This is a genomic window from Cryobacterium suzukii (genome assembly GCF_004403185.1).
Lineage (GTDB): Bacteria > Actinomycetota > Actinomycetes > Actinomycetales > Microbacteriaceae > Cryobacterium > Cryobacterium suzukii.
Genome location: NZ_SOHJ01000013.1, coordinates 32112 through 48654, shown reverse-complemented (window position 1 = coordinate 48654; position 16543 = coordinate 32112). Strand labels below are relative to the sequence as shown.

Below are 16543 nucleotides of genomic sequence, written 5' to 3'. Positions count from 1 at the left end.
ATGACAGACAAACAGCTCATCGTGCAGGTGCGGCCCGACGGTACCGTGCACGCCGAGACCGTCGGTCTCTACGGCAACGAGTGCCTCGACTACATCGCCATTCTCGAGAACATGCTCGACGCGGAGACGACTACGTCGTCATTCACGGATGCCTATGGCCAGGTAGCGGCGACGCAGGAGTCAACGGCGCAGAATTGGGACGGCATCCGGTGACCCCACTCGCAACGCTGGGTACTCACGAACCGGTCGCGAGGCCGGGTACCGACCTGCGCTGGTCGAGGTTTCTGGCCGCAACGATCGCCGAGGGGCCGGGGCTGCGCTCAGCGCTGTGGGTGCAGGGCTGCAGCGTGCATTGCCCCGGCTGCTTCAACCCACAGCTTTGGGCAGAGATCGGCGGGCGGGTCGAAAATACGGCGCGGCTCGCCGATCGCCTGGTAACGGATGCCCTCAATGCCGGCGCCCGGGGCATCACCCTGCTCGGCGGTGAACCCTTCGACCAGGCTGCCGCGCTCGGGTCGATCGCCCAAGCCTTTCGCGCTTCCGGATTGACCGTAATGACCTTCTCCGGCTACCCCCTGCATCTGCTCACCCAATGGGCGAAGAACCGCCCGGACATCGCCCAACTGCTGGGAGCCACCGACCTCCTCATCGACGGTCCGTACCTGCGCGACCAGCCCGATGCCGGGCGGCCGTGGCTCGGGTCGACCAACCAGGGCATCCGCGCACTCACGCCCGTCTACGCCGCCGAGGTCGCCCAAATCGAACGCGAAGGCGGGCTGGACCGGCTCGAAGTTCGCATCCACCCCGACGGCCGGGTCGACGTGAACGGCTGGGCCAACGACGCGGCCCTCGACGAACTTCTGCACGACCTCGGTCCCCGACAGGACCGGCCCGGAACGAAAGCGAGACTCCCATGAGTGTCACCTTAATCCTTCTCCCCATCGCCCTGGCCGTGGCCGCTGCAGCCAGCGGCGTCGGCGTTCTCGGGGCGGCCGTGACGGCGAAAGGAAAGGACGGCGATGAATCTCGGCCCGCGATCCGGGTGCGCACCCGAATGAAGGACAGCACGCTACTCGCCGACGCCCTCGGCAACCTCGGCGCCAGCGCCATCGATGTCGCGGGCTCCCGCGTCACCGCCGAGGTCGACGGCATCACGTTGACCATGACCCTCACCGACGACACGGTTTGGGAGGCACACGTGGAAGGCCGGGACGTCACCGTTGTCAGTGCCACCGAACTTTTGCAGCAACTCGACACCGAATATGCCGCGCTGGTGCAGCAGGCCGTCGCCGAGAAGATTCGTGCTCGCGCGAAAGGCTCGGGGTTCGAGCTCGTCTCGGAGACCCGGGAGGCGGACGACACAGTGACGATGGTGCTCAACGTGCGCGCGGAGGCCTAGCGAACCGATGACGAATGTCTCCAGTCGAACGCGCAGCGCGCCGAAATCGGCGACCGCGCTGGGACCGTCACTCCGCTGGCGTCTCGGCGCGAGCGCGTGGATGCTGCTCCTCGTAATTGGCGGTGGCGCACTGTCCTGGTCGGCTTTCGGAATTGTCGCCGTCGTTGCCCGTCGCCGGTCATGGGGAGTCGTCGCCGGAGTCTATGCGGTGGCCGCGGTCGCCGTGGCGCTCCCAGAGGACCCCGCCGGGCAAATCGCTCAGGGATCACTGTATCTGGTGGCCCTGGTGCACGGCCTGATCATCAACCAGGGTTGGCTTCTGCTTCTCTGGGGGCGGAAGGAAAATGGACTGACAATCTTCGGCAACGCGCGCCGCGGGAAAGCTCGCAGGAACGCGCCATCCCGGTCGACGCAACGCGCAGCGGCGTTGCCGCAGGAAGCGGAGCGGCTCGTCGGCGGCAGCGGCGGCTCATTACGGTCCGACTACGTCGACGATTCCGCTCCTGCTGCCGCTGCCTCGCCGTCGCGACGCCGGACCACGCGAGCTCAGCGCCGCACGGAAAACGAAGCGGCGGCGAACGCCGGCGCCGTGAACGGTGCCACACCGCTCACGCAGGCCGAGCTCGTCGACGTGAACACGGCGAACCAGCGCACGCTCGCCCGGCTCACCGGCATGGATCGCGCACTGGCCAAGGCGGCCATTGCCGAACGTACTAAGCGAGGCGGATTCGCCTCCCTCGCCGCCTTCGCCGCCATGGCCGGGCTCCAGCCGCACGAGCTGATGCGGTTGGGCAGCGAGGCCTTTTGCTCGCCCCGCCCCCGAGCCAGACGCAGCTTTGGCCGCAGAGTCGATTTCTGAACTCGAGAACCATCTTGCGGAAGGCCATTCAGCCTCCAGCAACACGCGGCGTGAAAAAGATGAACTCGTCCGCGAAGTAATCCGGTCGTCCTCAGAGCCATTGGTTGTGTCACTATCCTGAGGAATCATGACCTACCCGCATCCGCCAGTCGTCTTTCCTTCCCGTCGATCCCGGTATTGGGTGCACGCGGTTCCGGCCGTTGCGCTCGTCGCGGTGATGACTATCGCCGCTTTCGCGGGTGCCGACGCGTTCAACGTGGCTGACAGCAGTTCGGGCACCCGCCCGGCCGCTCCGTACCAGGCTTTCGTCGTTTGGATGGTGTGGCTTTTCCCGCTCACTGCCGTCGGGACTTTCCTCACGCTTCTCGCCTATCTGCTCGTTCTGCCCTCACGTTCGCACGGCCTGAAGGTCACACAAATCGTGCTGACCTGCATCGCAGCGTTCTTCGCGATCATTGCCAGCGTTTTGGCTATCGAGATACTGTCAACCTTCTAATACTCGTCAAGCGGGTGCGGCGCGCGGCCCGATAATCGGGCGGAGTGGACACCGCGGTTCTTGCAGCTCGGTCACTGCTGATCGTGCCCAAGTGAATCGGCCCGGAGCCGGAGCGCAACCCACAGCCCACATCGACGGCAGATAAAGACCGTGTCACTCAGGGCATGCAGCCGGCGGCGGGGGTAGACGCGACCGCAACACGAGCAGGTGAGGTCTGAAGCGTTATCCATGCGCCGCGAGCGCTGTTTCGATTTGTTGCTGCGTTGGAGCTCCGGCCAGGCCGTTCGGCGTGAGATAGATGCGGCAGGCGAGATCGGTGGTTCGGCCATCCGTCGGGAAGAGATCAACACCGTCGACGAGGATCGTCGGCGATCCAGCGAACATGACCTGTGCGGCCGTCTCGGCAGAATCGATCAGGGTGTATTTGATCTGTGCGTTCGAGGGCATCGCGTTGTCAACAGCGCGCTGCAGGCGATCGAGGGTCAGCTCGGAGTTCGGGCAGCCGGCAATGTGGAGCAGCTCGATTGTCGCCATGGGTTTCCTTCTCTGCGCAGGGCCACCGAAATTTGCGTCGACCCTTCACCCAATTCTGTCACCGCGCGCCGTAAGCGGCTGAACTCATCATCCTCGCGGAGGCCACCGCGGCGACCGATGGATGCCCGCTTCGGGGAAAGTCCCGCTACATTGGTCACGACGTCGCACGAAGGGATTGGATTCCAAAATGGATGTCATCGGCACGATCCTCTGGCCCGTGAAATGGATCGTGGAGCTGCTACTGGTCGGTTGGCACTGGCTATTTTCATATTTTGGCCTCGAACCGGCCGCCGGTATCACGTGGGTAATCTCGATCATCGGCCTCGTACTCGTGGTGCGCGCCGCTCTCATTCCTCTCGTCGCGAGGCAGATAAGGGGCCGGCAGCGGATGCTGCGAATTGCGCCGCAGCTGAAAGCGATCCAAGATCGGTACAAGGGCAAGACTGACCCCCTCTCTCGCGAGGCCATGTCTCGCGAGATTATGGCCCTTTACGCAGCTACCGGAACGAACCCGCTGACTGTCTATCTCCCGCTCATGCTTCAAGCACCAATCTTCCTCGCACTATTCTCCGTGCTCTACGACGCCCAGCAGGGGAAGGTCGGCATCGGCCTGCTCAATGAGCCCCTCGCCATGCAGTTCGGCAGCGCACAGCTCTTCGGCGCCGCTGCCCTGCACGACTCGTTCGCCGCGCAATGGTCATTGATGACGGCTGGCGTGCCATTCGAGCCATCCGTTTTGTGGATTGCCGCGGCAATGGTCGCACTCATGACGGCGTCACAGCTCGTCATGCAAAAGTACATTTCGCCGGAGAATAGAGCGTCTCCGCTGTTCCGCCAGCAGCGGATCTTGACGTATCTGCTGCCCGTCATCTTCGTCGTCTCCGGAGTGGCCTTGCCCCTCGGCGTCTTGTTCTACTTGCTCACCTCTAACCTTTGGACCTTGGTGCAGCAGGTCATCGTCCTGCGGAGCCTGCCACCGGCAGGCGCAGGACCTCCTACGTAGTCACCCTTCTGCCGCGCTACCCGGTGACGGAGTAACTAGCCAAGCGCGGGCTTAATTCCCTGCCTGATTGATCGTGAACGCGGTGAGAAACCCCACAGCGGCAATGAGGCCAGTGAGCGTGTGGTGTTCTTCGAAGGCCTCGGGGATCATCGTGTCGGCGAGCATAGCCAGAATGGCGCCGGCAGCCGTTGCGGTAATGAATGCGACGAGTTCGACCGAAGCGCTTTGTAAACTGAGATATCCGATCAGAGAAGCGATTCCCGAGATGATGGCAATCCCTCCCCAGACACCGAAGACGTAACCCGCGCTCCGGCCGGCCTTCTTCATGCCAGCAGTGCTGGAAAGTCCTTCCGGCACGTTCGAGATGAATACCGCTGCCAGCACGGCAGGGCTGACCGCACCACCGGCGACGAGTCCGAGCCCAAGAACGACGGATTCGGGTATACCGTCGAGCAGCGCTCCAACTGCAATGGCAGTCCCGCTACCCGGACTCTCCTTTTCCGATGGCTGCTTGCCCCCGGACCGCTTCCGATGTTTAGCTCCTCGCCGCGCGAGAAGCGCGTTGGCTCCCACGTAGACCAACGCACCCGCCAGAAAACCTGCCGCTGTCGGCCACAGGCCCCCGGCACGGGCCGCTTCATCAACCAGATCAAAAGCCAGAGCGGAAATCAATACTCCGGCGCCAAACGACATGATCAGCGAAACAACCTTGGAGGGGATGTTCCACCACCACGACAAGGCAGAGCCAAGAACCAGCGCTCCACCCGCAAGCGTTCCCCAAAAGAGAGCCTGCAACCACACCGGCATGGTCGTCACCTTTCCCAGAATTCAGTTACTGTGTCAACTTCTCGAACTCACCGCATGGCTCCTCTTGCGCCAATCATAGGGTCGCCGAGGCGGATGAGCCTGCCGATGGTCACACGCGAGAACTCTGGCGACGTGTGACGACGACCCTGATTTCAACGGGCACGACGGAGAGCACGACGCACGACCGGCACGAATCGGGCGATCGTGACAGCCGACGGCCTGAACCGATCCAAAAACCCTGCGTTCGCGTCAGGCATCCGCTGCTGCACGCGGTGATTAGACCGTGGCCGTCAGACGTGCATCTGTGCCGCGTGCGCGGCGGGTGAGCACGATCACCAGGACGAGGATCACCGACAGAAAGAGCACGCTGGTTCCCGTGGTTCCGAGCCCGAGCCCGCCGCCGGCGAGGGGCTGCGAGAGGAGATCGCCGGTGGATGCGCCCAACGGGCGGGTCAGGATGTACGCGATCCAGAAGGCGAGCACAGCATTGAGATTAAAGACGAAGTACGCCACGGCAACCAACGCGATGGCGGCAGCGAAGACGAGCAGCGCCACGAGGAAGCCCAGATTGAGTCCCTCAGCCACGAGGTCGCCGGCCGCGGCGCCCAGGGCGAACGTGAACAAGACGGCCAGCCAATAGAACGACTCTCGCCGGATCGTGAAAATGGAGTGGATGGAGGGTGTCTTCTCTGAAATGGCCCAGACCGTGAAGGTCGCGGCCAGCGCGACAGCGAAGACGACCGTTGTCACCCACAGCATCGGTGATCAGAGTACCTACAACGCTGATGAGCACGACCGAAATAGCGGTCCGGGCGAACCGGCGATGTAGGCTCATCCTTCTAGAGTCAGGCGTGACGTCACAGGACCTTCTAAGAATCGTTCCCGCCGGGCTCTTTTCCGTCTTAGCGGATTCTTATATGCCAAAGACGAGGGTGGAATCCCCACCACAGGATCGGGCCGAACTCCCTTGGAAAAATGCGGGGGTCGAACTAGGGTGTGACGGAAAAGGTCTAACACGGAGGTATCGATGACCGAACTTCTACCCATCCGACCATGCCTATGGTTCGATGGCAGCGCGCGCGAGGCGATGACGTACTACGTCGATTTGTTCCCAAACTCCCGCATCAATTCCATCGTCGACTACCCCGATGCGGCTCTCGACGAACACTTTGTCGGAATGTCCGCCAAAGTATTGAACGGTTCATTCACGCTCAACGGAGTGGACTTTGTTTGTCTCGACGGCGGGCCGCTTTTCACCTTCAACGAGGCGATCTCGTTCGTTGTGTCGTGCAAGAACCAAGATGAAATCGACTCGTACTGGTCGAAGCTCTCGCACGTACCCGCGTCTGAACAGTGCGGTTGGTGCAAAGACCGATTTGGCGTCAGCTGGCAGATTATCCCCGAGAACATGGCCGATCTGACGCGCCGACCTCGGCAGATCGGCGTGATGATGGGCCAGAAGAAGATTGTGATCGCGGAACTCGAGAACGCCTGAGCACTTCGCTCCACGACCGCATCATTTCAGAATGCCCCGCGAGGTAAGAAGATACGCACTGGGTAGGGTCAGGCCGGCGTGAGGACGCAGAACTCATTCCCCTCCGGGTCGGTGAGCACCACCCACGGAACGTCGCCCTGGTCAATATCAGCGTCAACTGCCCCAAGAGTTCGCAACCGAGCAACTTCCGCCGCCTGGTCGTCACGAAGATAAGGCCGCAGGTCGAGGTGGACGCGGGTCCACGCAGTGACCTCGGGTACGCGAACGAACTCCAAATACGGCCCCACACCCGTGGCCGATCGCAGCCGTGCCAGATCGTCGGTCACCTCGTGCAGGGTCCAATCCAAAGCTGCGTTCCAGAATTTGGCCATCGCCCGCGGATCCGTACAGCTGACGACCACCGCGGCGATCGGTCCGGTGTGCTGGTAGATCGACCGGGGCTCCAGAACGCAGAACACGTTGCCCTCGGGATCGGCCAGAACTGTCCACGGCACGTCGCCCTGGCCAATATCAGCGGAGGTTGCGCCCAGCTCCTTGAGTCGCCCGACGAGTTCCGTCTGATGGGCCGCGGAGGTGCTGGCGAGATCGAGGTGTGCGCGGTACATCACCGTTGCGGGGTCTGGGATGGTGACGACATCGACGCCGACGGCCGCCGGGTCCGGCAGGATCATTCCCCGGGGTTCAACGTTGGTCACGCCGGGGCCCTCACTGGACACGCCCCAGCCGAGTGCCTCCGCCCAGAAGCGGCCGAGCGCCGAGTCATCCCGAGCCTTGAAATTCACCTGAACGAGTCGGAGCGCCATGGCGACCAAGCCTATTCGCGGGAGGCATCTGACACCAGATGCCTTCCGAAACTCCACCTCGCTCGCTCGATCTTTTCCGAAGCGCCCGGAATACCGAGGCCGGACTCGGCTCGACCTGCGTCTTCGTCGGTTGAGAACTTTACTCGGGGGGCCTTCGTAATGACCCATCGGTGCTCTCTCAGCGTGGCCTGATCTGGACCGCCGTCCGGCTAGCGTGCCACGCGGTGCCGGAGGTATACGACTCCCGAAGGGAAGGTGCGGCTGTCGACGAGTTCGAGGTTCACGCGGCGCTCGCCGCGGGGGAAGAACGGAATGCCGCCGCCCACCAGCACCGGATGGACCATGGCCTGATACTCATCGATCAGTCCTAGAGCAGCGGCCTCGGCAGCGAGAGTCGCGCCGCCAATTGCGATGTCGCCCTCCCCCGGCTCGGCCCGTAATCGCTCGATCTCTTCCGCGAGGTCGCCGGAGGCCAGGCGGGCATTGCCCTGGACTGCGGACAACGTGGTAGAGAACACCACTTTGGGGAGCGGCTTCCAGAGCGCATTCCACTCACGGTCGGCAGCGTCGAGTGATGCTTCCTGGTCGGCCGACTCCCAGTACAGCATCGTCTCGTATAGCCTTCGTCCCAGCAAGTGGACGCCGACCTGTCGAATATCGTCGATCCAGAAACGAAAGACCTCCTGGTCGGGCGCCGTCCAATCGAAGTTGCCGTCCGGCCCGACAATGTAGCCGTCCAGTGAAACGCTCATGGAGCAGGTCACTTTGCGCATCAGAAATCCTCCTCGGTAATGCGTTCGACGATACGCCGGACGACGCAGAACGCAACGCGATTTGCAGGGTCCCCCTACCGCCCAACTTTGCAGCAGTGGCAGGCCCGGTGCGTTGAGGTGAACCGTCTTGAGGACGACGCATGCATCGACGAAGTCACGGCGGGTGTTTGGGCAGGGGGGCACCTTGTTACATTATCGATATGGGTTTCATCGAATACGCGCGCGTCCCAAGCCGGGAAGAAAACCCCAAGGGGCAAACGGATGCTCTAGCGGTTGACGGCCGCATTAGCGTGGTCGTCGAGCGCGCTTCTAAAGTGGGGGTAAAGAGTCCCGCGCTCGATGACACGCTCGCCCGCGGCACAATCTACCGCCACCTCGGCGATGGCGTTAGCCGTCACTAACACGATGGACACTGCACTCATCGGTCCGGTCGCAGCGCCGGACCTGCACGTGATGTCATTCAACATTCGGCGGCGAATGACGCGCCCGTTGCAGCGCAGCCCCGACCGGTGGGAACGCCGCAGCCCGCTCATCAAACGGATGCTCCACGCCGAACGCCCCACCATCATCGGCATTCAAGAGGCGCTCCCTGACCAAGCCGGATTCCTGCGGCACGCGATCGGAGAAAACTACCGCTCCGTCGGCTTCGGTCGCAACGCGAACAGGCGCGGTGAAGGCTGTCCGATCATCTTCGATGCTGCCCGGGTCCAGCTTCTTGATTGGGCGCAGACAGCGCTCTCGAGCACTCCGTCAATACCCGGATCGACCTCGTGGGGGAATCGAACGCCGCGAGTAGCCGTCGACGCCACGTTCCGCGACCGCGAGACGGGAATTGAGTTCCGTGTGCTCAATACACATTTTGACCACTTCTCGAGGAAATCGAGGACCGCCTCCGCCGACCAGATACTCCTCCTCATCGCGACCTCCTCCCTGCCGACAATAGTCACGGGGGACTTCAACACCGATGTTGACTCCCTCCCCCACGCGAAACTGATGGCATCGGGCGCAATCATCAACACCTGGGACACGGCAAAACTTCATGTCACCAAAGCCTGGGGCACGTTTCCGAACTATCACGATCCGCGTCTTGACCGCAAACGCATCGACTGGATCCTCGTATCGCCCACGATCACCGTGCGGCGCACTGCCATAAATGTGACGCGCTTCGATGGCAAATGGCCTTCGGACCACACGCCTGTTCAGGCCGTGCTCACCATCAGCGGGTGAGTCGGCGCCACCTCCGGGGTTGGCTCAGGATCGATTCAGGATGGTCACGAAGCAGGCTTCGTCGCACGGGACTCGGTGACACAAAGGACGCCCGTGTTGCCGTTCTGGTCGGCAATCACGGTGAATGACGGCGCGCCGCTGTCAGCGACGGTCGAACTGGCTGGGTCGCCATTCCTCGGGTCGGGCATCCGTGGGTCACCGAGTGACGCTCTATGCCTGGCTGAAAGCAACCAGGCGAGACTGCAACTCCCAGTAGGGAGTCGCTGCTGGCGGCTGTCGGTTGTCGCGCAAATCAGTGGCGATGCTCACGGCGGCATCCAAGGCTGCGCGGTACGGCAAGGAGCCGGAACTCACGCGCCTGACCCCTAGCTGCCCCAGCTCGGCCACAGTTAGTGAAGGATGTGCCAGCACGTTCACCGGGAGGTCAACCGCCCTGGTGATGCTCCGGATGTCCTCCCGGCTGGAAACGCCGGGGACGAAGATTCCGTCGGCGCCGGCGTCGGCGTACGCGCGCGCTCGGAGCGAGACGGCCTCCACCGTGGCCCCGTCATCACACCAAAAATTGTCCACCCGGGCATTGACGAACATGCCCGGAGTGCCGCGCTTGACTGCGGTCACCTTGGCCGCAAACGACGTCACGTCTACCAAGTGCCCGGCAGTGCTGTCCTCAATGTTGACTCCGACCACGCCGAGAGAAGCCAGCTTGGCCACAAAATCAGCAACCTCGGCGTGGTCATCGGAGTATCCGTCCTCGATATCCGCTGTGACGTGGACAGGCAGTCGACAGAGTTGCGCCGCCAGTGCGGCGGTTACCGCACTGCTGGACCGACTGCCATCGGGAACGCCCGCGCTGGCCGCAATGCCAAAGCTGGTGGTTCCAACAGCGCGGAATCCTGCGGCCGCAAACGCCAGGGCTGAGCCGATGTCCCAGGCATTGGGCAGCAGAAACGGTTTATCAGAGTAGTGGAGCTCCCGAAAAGTCGGCATTTTCATTCCTTTACCCCGCACAGTAAGTAGTTGGATTCGATGCAGCCTACCTGCGTGCCCTGCGGGCGCACGGGCCAGCACGCCTGACCAGACGGATAATCCGGATCTAGTCTTTTTGAGATGGCCGACCGGGAATCTCGAGCCGTCGGTCAGGCGTGCACTCGTGCGGGTCGACCGATCCGCATCCGCTAAAGGCCTCGCGCCGATCCCTAGCGCTTTCAGCGCGGTCAGAAGCCATTGGCACGGAACGCTGGGCGCTGGCCATTGACGCTGAATCCGCGGCCCGGACAGTCACCGCCGTCCGGTCCTTAGCCAGGGCGTCGGCTACGACAGCGCCGCAGCGCTGCTCATCGCCGTCGGCGACAATCCCGAAAGAATGCAGAATGAAGAACGAAGCCTACTTGGCAGCGCTCTGCGGCGTCAGCTGGGTTGAGTTCTCGTCAGAGAAACGACCAAGCGGCGCCTCAATCGCGGTGGGAACCGTCAACCCAATGCGGCCCAGTATCGAATCCTGCTGACGCGACTTCGGTGGGATGAAACCACCCAGAATTAGCTACAGAACCGCACCGAGTAAGGAGAAGCAAGCGAGAGGTCATCCGCTGCCTCAAGCGGTCGCTCGCCCGCGTAACTCCTGCATGGAGCAGGAGTTACGCCCCTCGCTGGTTGAAATTTCGACAAGCTCGATCCGGCGGCTGCGCAGGTCAGAGGGCGGCGGCGACCTGGGCGGCGACAGTGTCAGTGGTTCCGGTGCCGCCGCAGTCGGGGGTGAGCCGCGCGGGCGTGGCCGTGACGGTACCGAGCGCGCGCAGCAGGTCGGCTGCGGCGGCCTGCTCCCCCAAGTGTTGAAGCATCTGCGAGACGCTCCAGATAGTGGCGATGGGGTTGGCGATGCCTTGGCCCGCGATGTCGGGCGCCGATCCGTGCACAGGTTCGAACATCGATGGAAAACCGCCGTCAGGGTTGATGTTGGCCGAAGCGGCGAACCCGAGTCCGCCCTGAATGGCCGCCCCGATATCGGAGAGAATGTCGCCAAACAGGTTGGACGCGACGACAACGTCCAGGGTCTCCGGGTGGGTCACGAATCGAGCCGCGATGGCATCGATGTGGTACCGCGTGACGGTCACGTCGGGGTACTCGGCGGCGAGTTCGTCGGTCACGTCGTCCCAGAACACCATCGTGTGCTTCTGTGCGTTCGATTTTGTGACCGACGCGAGCCGACCCGAGCGCGAGCGAGCCTGCTCGAACCCGTAGCGAAGGATGCGCTCGACCGCGGCCCGCGTAAAGATGGCCGTCTCAACCGCTACCTCGTTCTGGGTGCCCTGGTGCACGCGTCCGCCCGCACCGGAGTATTCACCCTCGGTGTTTTCACGAATCACCAGAATGTCGAATTCGGATTTGCGCAAGGGCCCGGTGATGCCGGGAAGCAGCAGGTGCGGGCGCATGTTCACGTACTGATCGAATCCCTTGCGGATGGGTAGCAGCAGCCCATGCAACGACACCGAGTCCGGCACCTGCGCCGGCCACCCCACCGCCCCCAGCAGTACCGCATCGTGCGAGCTCAGCTGCTCGAGGCCGTCATCGGGCATCATCGCTCCGGTCTCGAGGTAGCGAGCGCACGACCAGTCGAAGCTCGTGTGACGCACCGAGAAACCGTGCTTGTCAGCCACCGCCTCGAGCGGCACGAGAGCGGCCGCTACGACGTCGACTCCGATGCCGTCACCAGGAATGAGCGCGAGCGAATACTCAGACATGGGTGACCTCCCCTACGGTGCCGTTATCGGCGAGGGGCGCAATCCTGTCGTGTCGTGCATCGAACATGAGTTCTCCTTTAGTGGGGGGTTGGGGATACCGATAAACTCGCGGAATGGCAGGCAAAGTAGCGTCGAACAGTCCGTTGCTCGTGCTGGCGAAAATCAGCACCATCCTCGACGCGTTCACGTTCTCGACTCCGGAGCGGTCGCTGGCCGATCTGCGCACCGCGACAGGGCTGCCGGCGTCGACGGTGCAACGCCTGGTCGCCAATCTCGTGCAGAGCGGGTTTCTCGACCGCCACGGCGACCAATTTCGCATCGGTCTGCGCGTGGCGACCTGGGCGGGATCCGCTTTCCACGGTCTCGACGTGGGCGAGTTGGCGCAGCCCGTGCTCGCCGCCCTGAGAGATGAAACCGGTGAAACCGCGTGCCTGTTCATCGCCACGCGAGAGCTACGCGTGTGCGTTGCGATGGCGGAGAGTCGGCACAGCGTGCGACGCGTGATCGCCCTCGGCGAGGTGACGCCGGTGAACGTCGGGTCTTCCGGCCGGGTGCTGCTGGCGTGGAACGACGAGCTCGCGACCCGGGTGTTCGAGCATCCGCTGCCCGCCTTGACGCAAGAGACGATTGTCGATGTCGACGAGTTGCGCCGATCCCTCGTCACCGTGCGCGAGCGCGGCTTTGCGTACACCGTCGGCGAACGCACGTCGTCGGTGAGCAGTGTCGCCGCACCGGTGTTCCAACACGGCGGCTCGCTGTTCGGAGCCCTGAGCCTGCTCGGTCCGAGTTCGCGCATGACACCGGATGTCGTCACCCACCTCACTCCGTCGGTGGTCGCGGCCGGCGCCCATCTGAGCCGAGCCCTCGGTGCGGCGGTCACAGCACCAGACTGAGCAGCATCGTGAGGCCGAGTGCGATCACGGAGGCAACGGATACAGCGAGGGTGCAGGTTTTGAAGGTGCCACGCGTGGACTGGTTGAGCGAGCTCTGAAGCAACCAGAACGTGTTCGAGGTGACGTGAACGACGAAGAGCGATCCGGCGGCGGCGGCGAGGGCCACGAGCACCGGGGCAACGTCAATCTCGCTCATGACCGAGGCGAGCAGGCCCGCGGCGGTGATGGCTGATATCGACACCGATCCGATGGCCATATGAAGCACGGCGGCGACGACCCAGACGAGCAGCAGCGGAGCGACGGTCGTGGTGGTGAACAGCGACCCCAAGATCTCGCCGATGCCCGTTGACGCGACGGCCGCTGCCAGGGCACCGCCCGCACCGGTGAGAATGAGAATCTGGCCCGACTCCCGAAACCCGCGGGAGACGGCCTTGTTGACTCTTTCGGCACCAATGGTGAGCCGCGCAACGAGGCTCGTGCCGAGTAGCCCGACCAGCAGGGCGAAGACCGGCTCGAAGACGATGCTGATCGGGCCGAGGTCAGCATCCGTCGCCTGCACAATCGCGCCGGTGGCAACGAACAGCAGCGACACGATCATGGGCGCGAAGAGCAGCGCCAAAGCGGGCTCACGTGTCGACTGCTGCATACGGGTTCGCGCGCGGGGCGGGGCGCCAACCGTGGCGATGGCCGAGGTATAGCCCGTCGCCGGCCGGTTGGGATACTCATCGTCGGCGTCTTCGTCAGCCTCCGTGTCGATGATGGTTACGGATTCATCGCGCTCGGGATTCCAGAAGCCGCGGTCGAAGGCGAAATACATCACGAGGAGTGTGAGCAGGATTGTCGGCACGGTGACCACCACGCCAACGAGCAGCATCATGCCCAACGGCACGCCGAGAAGGCCCGCCAAGGCGAGGGCGCCCACGCCTGGCACGATCATGACGAGGCCGCATTCGAGTCCCACGGCGATGGCGGTAGCGACTCGGGCGGTACCCGTGCGACCGAGTCGTGCCGCCATCCGTCGCCCCAAGGGTGCGCTCATGACGAGCAGAACGTCGATATAAATTGACGGCAGGGCCACGGCGAGAGTTGTCGCAAACGCGTAGGGCACCCGACGGGCGCCGAAGATGCGCAGGAGCCCGTCTACCAGACGCTGGATGGCTCCTGCCTCGCTCAAAATGGCGCCGATCAGCACGCCCCAGGCGATGAGCAGGCCGATCTCGGCCATGATCTCGCCGAATCCAACGGTGACGATGCTCGCCGTTTGCGTTACGTCTCCGCTGGCGACCAGAGCAATGGCGCCGGCCCCGATGACCAGCGCCACGGCCGGGTTCAGGTGCACTTTGACGATCAACACGACCATTGCGACGATCACCCCAGCGGTCACCGCGATTACTACCCAGTCGTCCATAGCGCTTCTCCTCATCGTTGAGAACTCAGTATGTGAGTTGCAAACTCATATTATGGCTTTATCCCCATGCCGTCAAAGTCGCCTGTCGTCGAATGTTTCACCCAAGTGAAACCGACCGCCGCGCAGTCGCCATCAACGCAGGGCCCGAGAGTTTTCGTCAGCGACGAACTCGATCTTCGCGCCAGGCAGACCGTCGCCATCGACGAGCGTCACCGAGAGCGCGACCCGATTGGTGTCCACCCCTGCGTGTCAGGGTTGGGTGAGGAAGGTAGCTACCAGCAAGTCCGCCGCATGACGTAGGGCGAGAACCCGGAAACCACCACCATGCCCAGCCCGTCTCTGATCGCCGTACTCGACGATAGTCAAATGAGTAGTCCCGGACTCCGAGCCGGCGGTCCGACCTGGAGAAAGGTCGTTTACCCCGGCACAGAAACTTGATCACCTGGCCGCCTACGCGGCCGCCATCCAGAACAGCGCAGGCGGTGCGTACTTGCGGGAGCAGCGGATCTACTTCTCGCAGATCACCGAATGGCGCAAGCTCCGCGATGAAGGTGTGCTGGCGGGTAGCGGTCGTATGGTGCAGGAAGGCCCGCAGCGCAACAGCGCATCAGTGCTTCAGTGCTTCAGTGCTTCAGTGCTTCAGTGCTTTCAATCGTTCCTGAAGTCGCTTCGGCCCGTGTATGGTTCGTAGCCCGACGAACTCGGCTATTGAGTCAAGGAAGTCCTCATTGGTGGGGAACTACATCCTCTGCGCTCCGCCAAATAGTCCTCTACCGGCCGAGCAACGTGGCCAACTCGTCGAGTGACTCCCCCGTAATCGTGAACTAATCAGTGACACCGGCGAATAGGATCGCGAGCTCGTCGAGTTCGACGTCCCAGCCCTCTCGGTTTTGCTCAAGACGTTCGCGACGGTAGCGGGTGCCGCCGGGCAGTGTATCGAAGCCCGATTCGATCACGGTGACATCCGTCCCGGAACCAGCATCGGCGATGGTGAAGCGCACGTGCGTCGAGTACTCGTCGAGCTGTTCGGCGGGGATTCCCGACCAACGGAAGCCGAACGAGCCGTCGGGTACGACCTCGGTGATTTCGATCGGGAAGCTGCCGTAGTCATCCCAGTGGATGCTGCCAGTTGCACCGGGCTCGAGCGCGGTGAACCCCACACCGTCGCCAAACCACTTGACCATCACCTCGGGGTCGGTCAGGGCCTTCCAAACGCGCGCACGCGAGGCTTCGATGTGCACGGTGCGGGTCACGGTGTGCCCCTTGATTCTTGCGTGATCAGACACGGTGTTTCCTTCACGTTCAAGCCGAGCGCGACGGGACATTGCCCGCCGAGCGGAACGTCAACAAGTTCTGCAAACGCGCCTCGTCGAGCCTACCCATGATTGCGTGTCTGTTCACGGCCGGGCGAGTGCCGTGAACGCGAGGGGCAACGCATCAGAGGTCGGTCCTAGGGAGCCCGGAGCACATGGAGGCCTCACGAGCTCAAGCAGTCGCCTGGCGTGGTTTCCGCTCAGTCCGGCACGGGCATTCGGAAGGGCCCGGTTTGGGTCGAAGGCTTCGCGCAGCAGCGATTGCGTCGCACCCAGCCGACCAGCCCTACGGCGACAAATTCGCTGCCTTTGGAGAACCGTTAGGTGTCCGCTTAGGTGTCAGCCGCCGACGTCCACGTCTCACACCGCCCACCCCGGAAGACAGCCCTGGCGGGCATCACAACGGAAGCAGCGGCGCAGTCACAGCCCTCTCCCGCCACAATGGAACGGCGGCGTGGCCGCCCTCAGACCGACCTAAGCGGAGCCGCTGCGCGGCACTGTCTTTTGATGTCTTTTGACCATTCCGGCCGGTCATGGTCGCTTCCTTCCGCATCAGTGATACGAACATCCAAGTCTGAACGACCAAGCCCTTAGCGGACGTTTCGTTCCAGTACTACTCAGACCCGAATATTGGCGCCGGACCGTGTTTGTGAGTTGCGAGCGGTTAGCCGAATTGGTGGGACGGGACGAGGATTCTGGCCGATATCCGGGGCTGGTGAACCGGATCGCGCTGCACGTTGGTGCGCTGACATCCGGAACAGGTTAGGAGGTAATTCGGTAGTGAGGGACGCTCGT

General features: G+C 63.1%; 19 protein-coding genes and 1 pseudogene. 11 read left to right on the top strand and 9 right to left on the bottom strand.

What is annotated here, in order from left to right; genetic code table 11:
- The 5 genes from E3T39_RS13015 (at window position 1) to E3T39_RS12995 (ending at window position 2754) form a co-directional block, all read left to right on the top strand.
- Complete coding sequence (locus tag E3T39_RS13015; RefSeq protein WP_134516013.1) at window positions 1-213, top strand: DUF2997 domain-containing protein; 213 nt, start codon at window positions 1-3, stop codon at window positions 211-213.
- Window positions 210-917 carry a 4Fe-4S single cluster domain-containing protein gene (locus E3T39_RS13010; protein ID WP_241979703.1) on the top strand — a complete coding sequence of 236 codons (708 nt, stop codon included), beginning with the start codon at window positions 210-212 and terminating at the stop codon, window positions 915-917. Before E3T39_RS13015 ends, E3T39_RS13010 begins: the two co-directional genes overlap by 4 nt.
- A complete protein-coding gene (locus E3T39_RS13005) occupies window positions 914-1399 on the top strand; it encodes a hypothetical protein (protein ID WP_134516009.1) in 486 nt (161 codons plus the stop codon). Before E3T39_RS13010 ends, E3T39_RS13005 begins: the two co-directional genes overlap by 4 nt.
- A 7-nt stretch (window positions 1400-1406) precedes the next feature.
- Window positions 1407-2258, top strand: a complete 852-nt coding sequence (locus E3T39_RS13000; RefSeq protein ID WP_134516007.1) for a ComEA family DNA-binding protein — start codon at window positions 1407-1409, stop codon at window positions 2256-2258.
- A gap of 127 nt (window positions 2259-2385) precedes the next feature.
- Window positions 2386-2754, top strand: coding sequence for a hypothetical protein (locus tag E3T39_RS12995; protein WP_134516005.1), 369 nt, complete (start codon window positions 2386-2388; stop codon window positions 2752-2754).
- A gap of 222 nt (window positions 2755-2976) precedes the next feature.
- On the opposite strand, the gene E3T39_RS12990 is transcribed toward E3T39_RS12995, so the two are convergent.
- On the bottom strand, window positions 2977-3288 hold the full coding sequence (locus E3T39_RS12990) for a thioredoxin family protein (RefSeq protein WP_134516003.1): 312 nt from the start codon (window positions 3286-3288) through the stop codon (window positions 2977-2979).
- A 187-nt stretch (window positions 3289-3475) separates the two neighbouring features.
- On the opposite strand from E3T39_RS12990, the gene yidC reads away from it, so the two are divergent.
- Window positions 3476-4291, top strand: a complete 816-nt coding sequence (gene yidC / locus E3T39_RS12985) for a membrane protein insertase YidC (protein WP_134516001.1) — start codon at window positions 3476-3478, stop codon at window positions 4289-4291.
- Window positions 4292-4342: 51 nt separating this feature from the next.
- Here yidC and E3T39_RS12980 read toward each other — a convergent pair whose 3' ends face one another.
- Entirely contained in the window at window positions 4343-5098 is a 756-nt protein-coding gene (locus E3T39_RS12980; RefSeq protein ID WP_134515999.1) for a ZIP family metal transporter, read from the bottom strand.
- A gap of 276 nt (window positions 5099-5374) precedes the next feature.
- Window positions 5375-5857: a COG4705 family protein gene (locus E3T39_RS12975; RefSeq protein WP_198416136.1), complete on the bottom strand. Its 483-nt coding sequence runs from the start codon at window positions 5855-5857 to the stop codon at window positions 5375-5377.
- A gap of 268 nt (window positions 5858-6125) precedes the next feature.
- On the opposite strand from E3T39_RS12975, the gene E3T39_RS12970 reads away from it, so the two are divergent.
- Window positions 6126-6593, top strand: coding sequence for a VOC family protein (locus E3T39_RS12970; RefSeq protein WP_134515997.1), 468 nt, complete (start codon window positions 6126-6128; stop codon window positions 6591-6593).
- Between the two features lie 68 nt (window positions 6594-6661).
- On the opposite strand, the gene E3T39_RS12965 is transcribed toward E3T39_RS12970, so the two are convergent.
- Together E3T39_RS12965 and E3T39_RS12960 are read right to left on the bottom strand one after the other, a co-directional pair.
- Window positions 6662-7396 carry a VOC family protein gene (locus E3T39_RS12965; protein WP_134515995.1) on the bottom strand — a complete coding sequence of 245 codons (735 nt, stop codon included), beginning with the start codon at window positions 7394-7396 and terminating at the stop codon, window positions 6662-6664.
- 209 nt (window positions 7397-7605) lie between these two features.
- On the bottom strand, window positions 7606-8169 hold the full coding sequence (locus tag E3T39_RS12960; protein WP_134515993.1) for a dihydrofolate reductase family protein: 564 nt from the start codon (window positions 8167-8169) through the stop codon (window positions 7606-7608).
- Between the two features lie 200 nt (window positions 8170-8369).
- Here E3T39_RS12960 and E3T39_RS16190 point away from each other — a divergent pair, with 200 nt between their 5' ends.
- Together E3T39_RS16190 and E3T39_RS12955 are read left to right on the top strand one after the other, a co-directional pair.
- Window positions 8370-8570, top strand: coding sequence for a hypothetical protein (locus tag E3T39_RS16190; protein WP_166784129.1), 201 nt, complete (start codon window positions 8370-8372; stop codon window positions 8568-8570).
- 4 nt (window positions 8571-8574) lie between these two features.
- Window positions 8575-9396: an endonuclease/exonuclease/phosphatase family protein gene (locus E3T39_RS12955; protein ID WP_241979701.1), complete on the top strand. Its 822-nt coding sequence runs from the start codon at window positions 8575-8577 to the stop codon at window positions 9394-9396.
- Between the two features lie 210 nt (window positions 9397-9606).
- On the opposite strand, the gene E3T39_RS12950 is transcribed toward E3T39_RS12955, so the two are convergent.
- Together E3T39_RS12950 and E3T39_RS12945 are read right to left on the bottom strand one after the other, a co-directional pair.
- On the bottom strand, window positions 9607-10383 hold the full coding sequence (locus E3T39_RS12950) for an isocitrate lyase/PEP mutase family protein (RefSeq protein WP_134515989.1): 777 nt from the start codon (window positions 10381-10383) through the stop codon (window positions 9607-9609).
- A gap of 701 nt (window positions 10384-11084) precedes the next feature.
- The gene (locus tag E3T39_RS12945) at window positions 11085-12134 is read right to left on the bottom strand and encodes a tartrate dehydrogenase (RefSeq protein WP_134515987.1); all 1050 of its coding nucleotides are present in this window, start codon (window positions 12132-12134) and stop codon (window positions 11085-11087) included.
- Window positions 12135-12247: 113 nt separating this feature from the next.
- On the opposite strand from E3T39_RS12945, the gene E3T39_RS12940 reads away from it, so the two are divergent.
- Window positions 12248-13027: an IclR family transcriptional regulator gene (locus tag E3T39_RS12940; protein WP_134515985.1), complete on the top strand. Its 780-nt coding sequence runs from the start codon at window positions 12248-12250 to the stop codon at window positions 13025-13027.
- Here E3T39_RS12940 and E3T39_RS12935 read toward each other — a convergent pair.
- Window positions 13011-14435, bottom strand: coding sequence for a GntP family permease (locus E3T39_RS12935; RefSeq protein WP_134515983.1), 1425 nt, complete (start codon window positions 14433-14435; stop codon window positions 13011-13013). The two genes, E3T39_RS12940 and E3T39_RS12935, sit on opposite strands and share 17 nt — an antisense overlap.
- 366 nt (window positions 14436-14801) lie before the next feature.
- Here E3T39_RS12935 and E3T39_RS16500 point away from each other — a divergent pair.
- Window positions 14802-15000: pseudogene (locus tag E3T39_RS16500) on the top strand (IS3-like element ISAar46 family transposase); the annotation flags it as partial.
- A gap of 259 nt (window positions 15001-15259) precedes the next feature.
- On the opposite strand, the gene E3T39_RS12930 reads toward E3T39_RS16500, so the two are convergent.
- On the bottom strand, window positions 15260-15721 hold the full coding sequence (locus E3T39_RS12930) for an SRPBCC domain-containing protein (protein WP_166784132.1): 462 nt from the start codon (window positions 15719-15721) through the stop codon (window positions 15260-15262).
- Between the last annotated feature and the right edge of the window lie 822 nt (window positions 15722-16543).

Bases quoted from the DNA above. Each gene is read 5' to 3' on its own strand.
- E3T39_RS13015 (WP_134516013.1), top strand. From the start codon at position 1: ATGACAGACAAACAGCTCATCGTGCAGGTGCGGCCCGACGGTACCGTG.
- E3T39_RS13005 (WP_134516009.1), top strand. From the start codon at position 914: ATGAGTGTCACCTTAATCCTTCTCCCCATCGCCCTGGCCGTGGCCGCT.
- E3T39_RS13000 (WP_134516007.1), top strand. From the start codon at position 1,407: ATGACGAATGTCTCCAGTCGAACGCGCAGCGCGCCGAAATCGGCGACC.
- E3T39_RS12995 (WP_134516005.1), top strand. From the start codon at position 2,386: ATGACCTACCCGCATCCGCCAGTCGTCTTTCCTTCCCGTCGATCCCGG.
- E3T39_RS12990 (WP_134516003.1), bottom strand. From the start codon at position 3,288: ATGGCGACAATCGAGCTGCTCCACATTGCCGGCTGCCCGAACTCCGAG.
- yidC (WP_134516001.1), top strand. From the start codon at position 3,476: ATGGATGTCATCGGCACGATCCTCTGGCCCGTGAAATGGATCGTGGAG.
- E3T39_RS12980 (WP_134515999.1), bottom strand. From the start codon at position 5,098: ATGCCGGTGTGGTTGCAGGCTCTCTTTTGGGGAACGCTTGCGGGTGGA.
- E3T39_RS12975 (WP_198416136.1), bottom strand. From the start codon at position 5,857: ATGCTGTGGGTGACAACGGTCGTCTTCGCTGTCGCGCTGGCCGCGACC.
- E3T39_RS12970 (WP_134515997.1), top strand. From the start codon at position 6,126: ATGACCGAACTTCTACCCATCCGACCATGCCTATGGTTCGATGGCAGC.
- E3T39_RS12965 (WP_134515995.1), bottom strand. From the start codon at position 7,396: ATGGCGCTCCGACTCGTTCAGGTGAATTTCAAGGCTCGGGATGACTCG.
- E3T39_RS12960 (WP_134515993.1), bottom strand. From the start codon at position 8,169: ATGCGCAAAGTGACCTGCTCCATGAGCGTTTCACTGGACGGCTACATT.
- E3T39_RS16190 (WP_166784129.1), top strand. From the start codon at position 8,370: ATGGGTTTCATCGAATACGCGCGCGTCCCAAGCCGGGAAGAAAACCCC.
- E3T39_RS12955 (WP_241979701.1), top strand. From the start codon at position 8,575: ATGGACACTGCACTCATCGGTCCGGTCGCAGCGCCGGACCTGCACGTG.
- E3T39_RS12950 (WP_134515989.1), bottom strand. From the start codon at position 10,383: ATGCCGACTTTTCGGGAGCTCCACTACTCTGATAAACCGTTTCTGCTG.
- E3T39_RS12945 (WP_134515987.1), bottom strand. From the start codon at position 12,134: ATGTCTGAGTATTCGCTCGCGCTCATTCCTGGTGACGGCATCGGAGTC.
- E3T39_RS12940 (WP_134515985.1), top strand. From the start codon at position 12,248: ATGGCAGGCAAAGTAGCGTCGAACAGTCCGTTGCTCGTGCTGGCGAAA.
- E3T39_RS12935 (WP_134515983.1), bottom strand. From the start codon at position 14,435: ATGGACGACTGGGTAGTAATCGCGGTGACCGCTGGGGTGATCGTCGCA.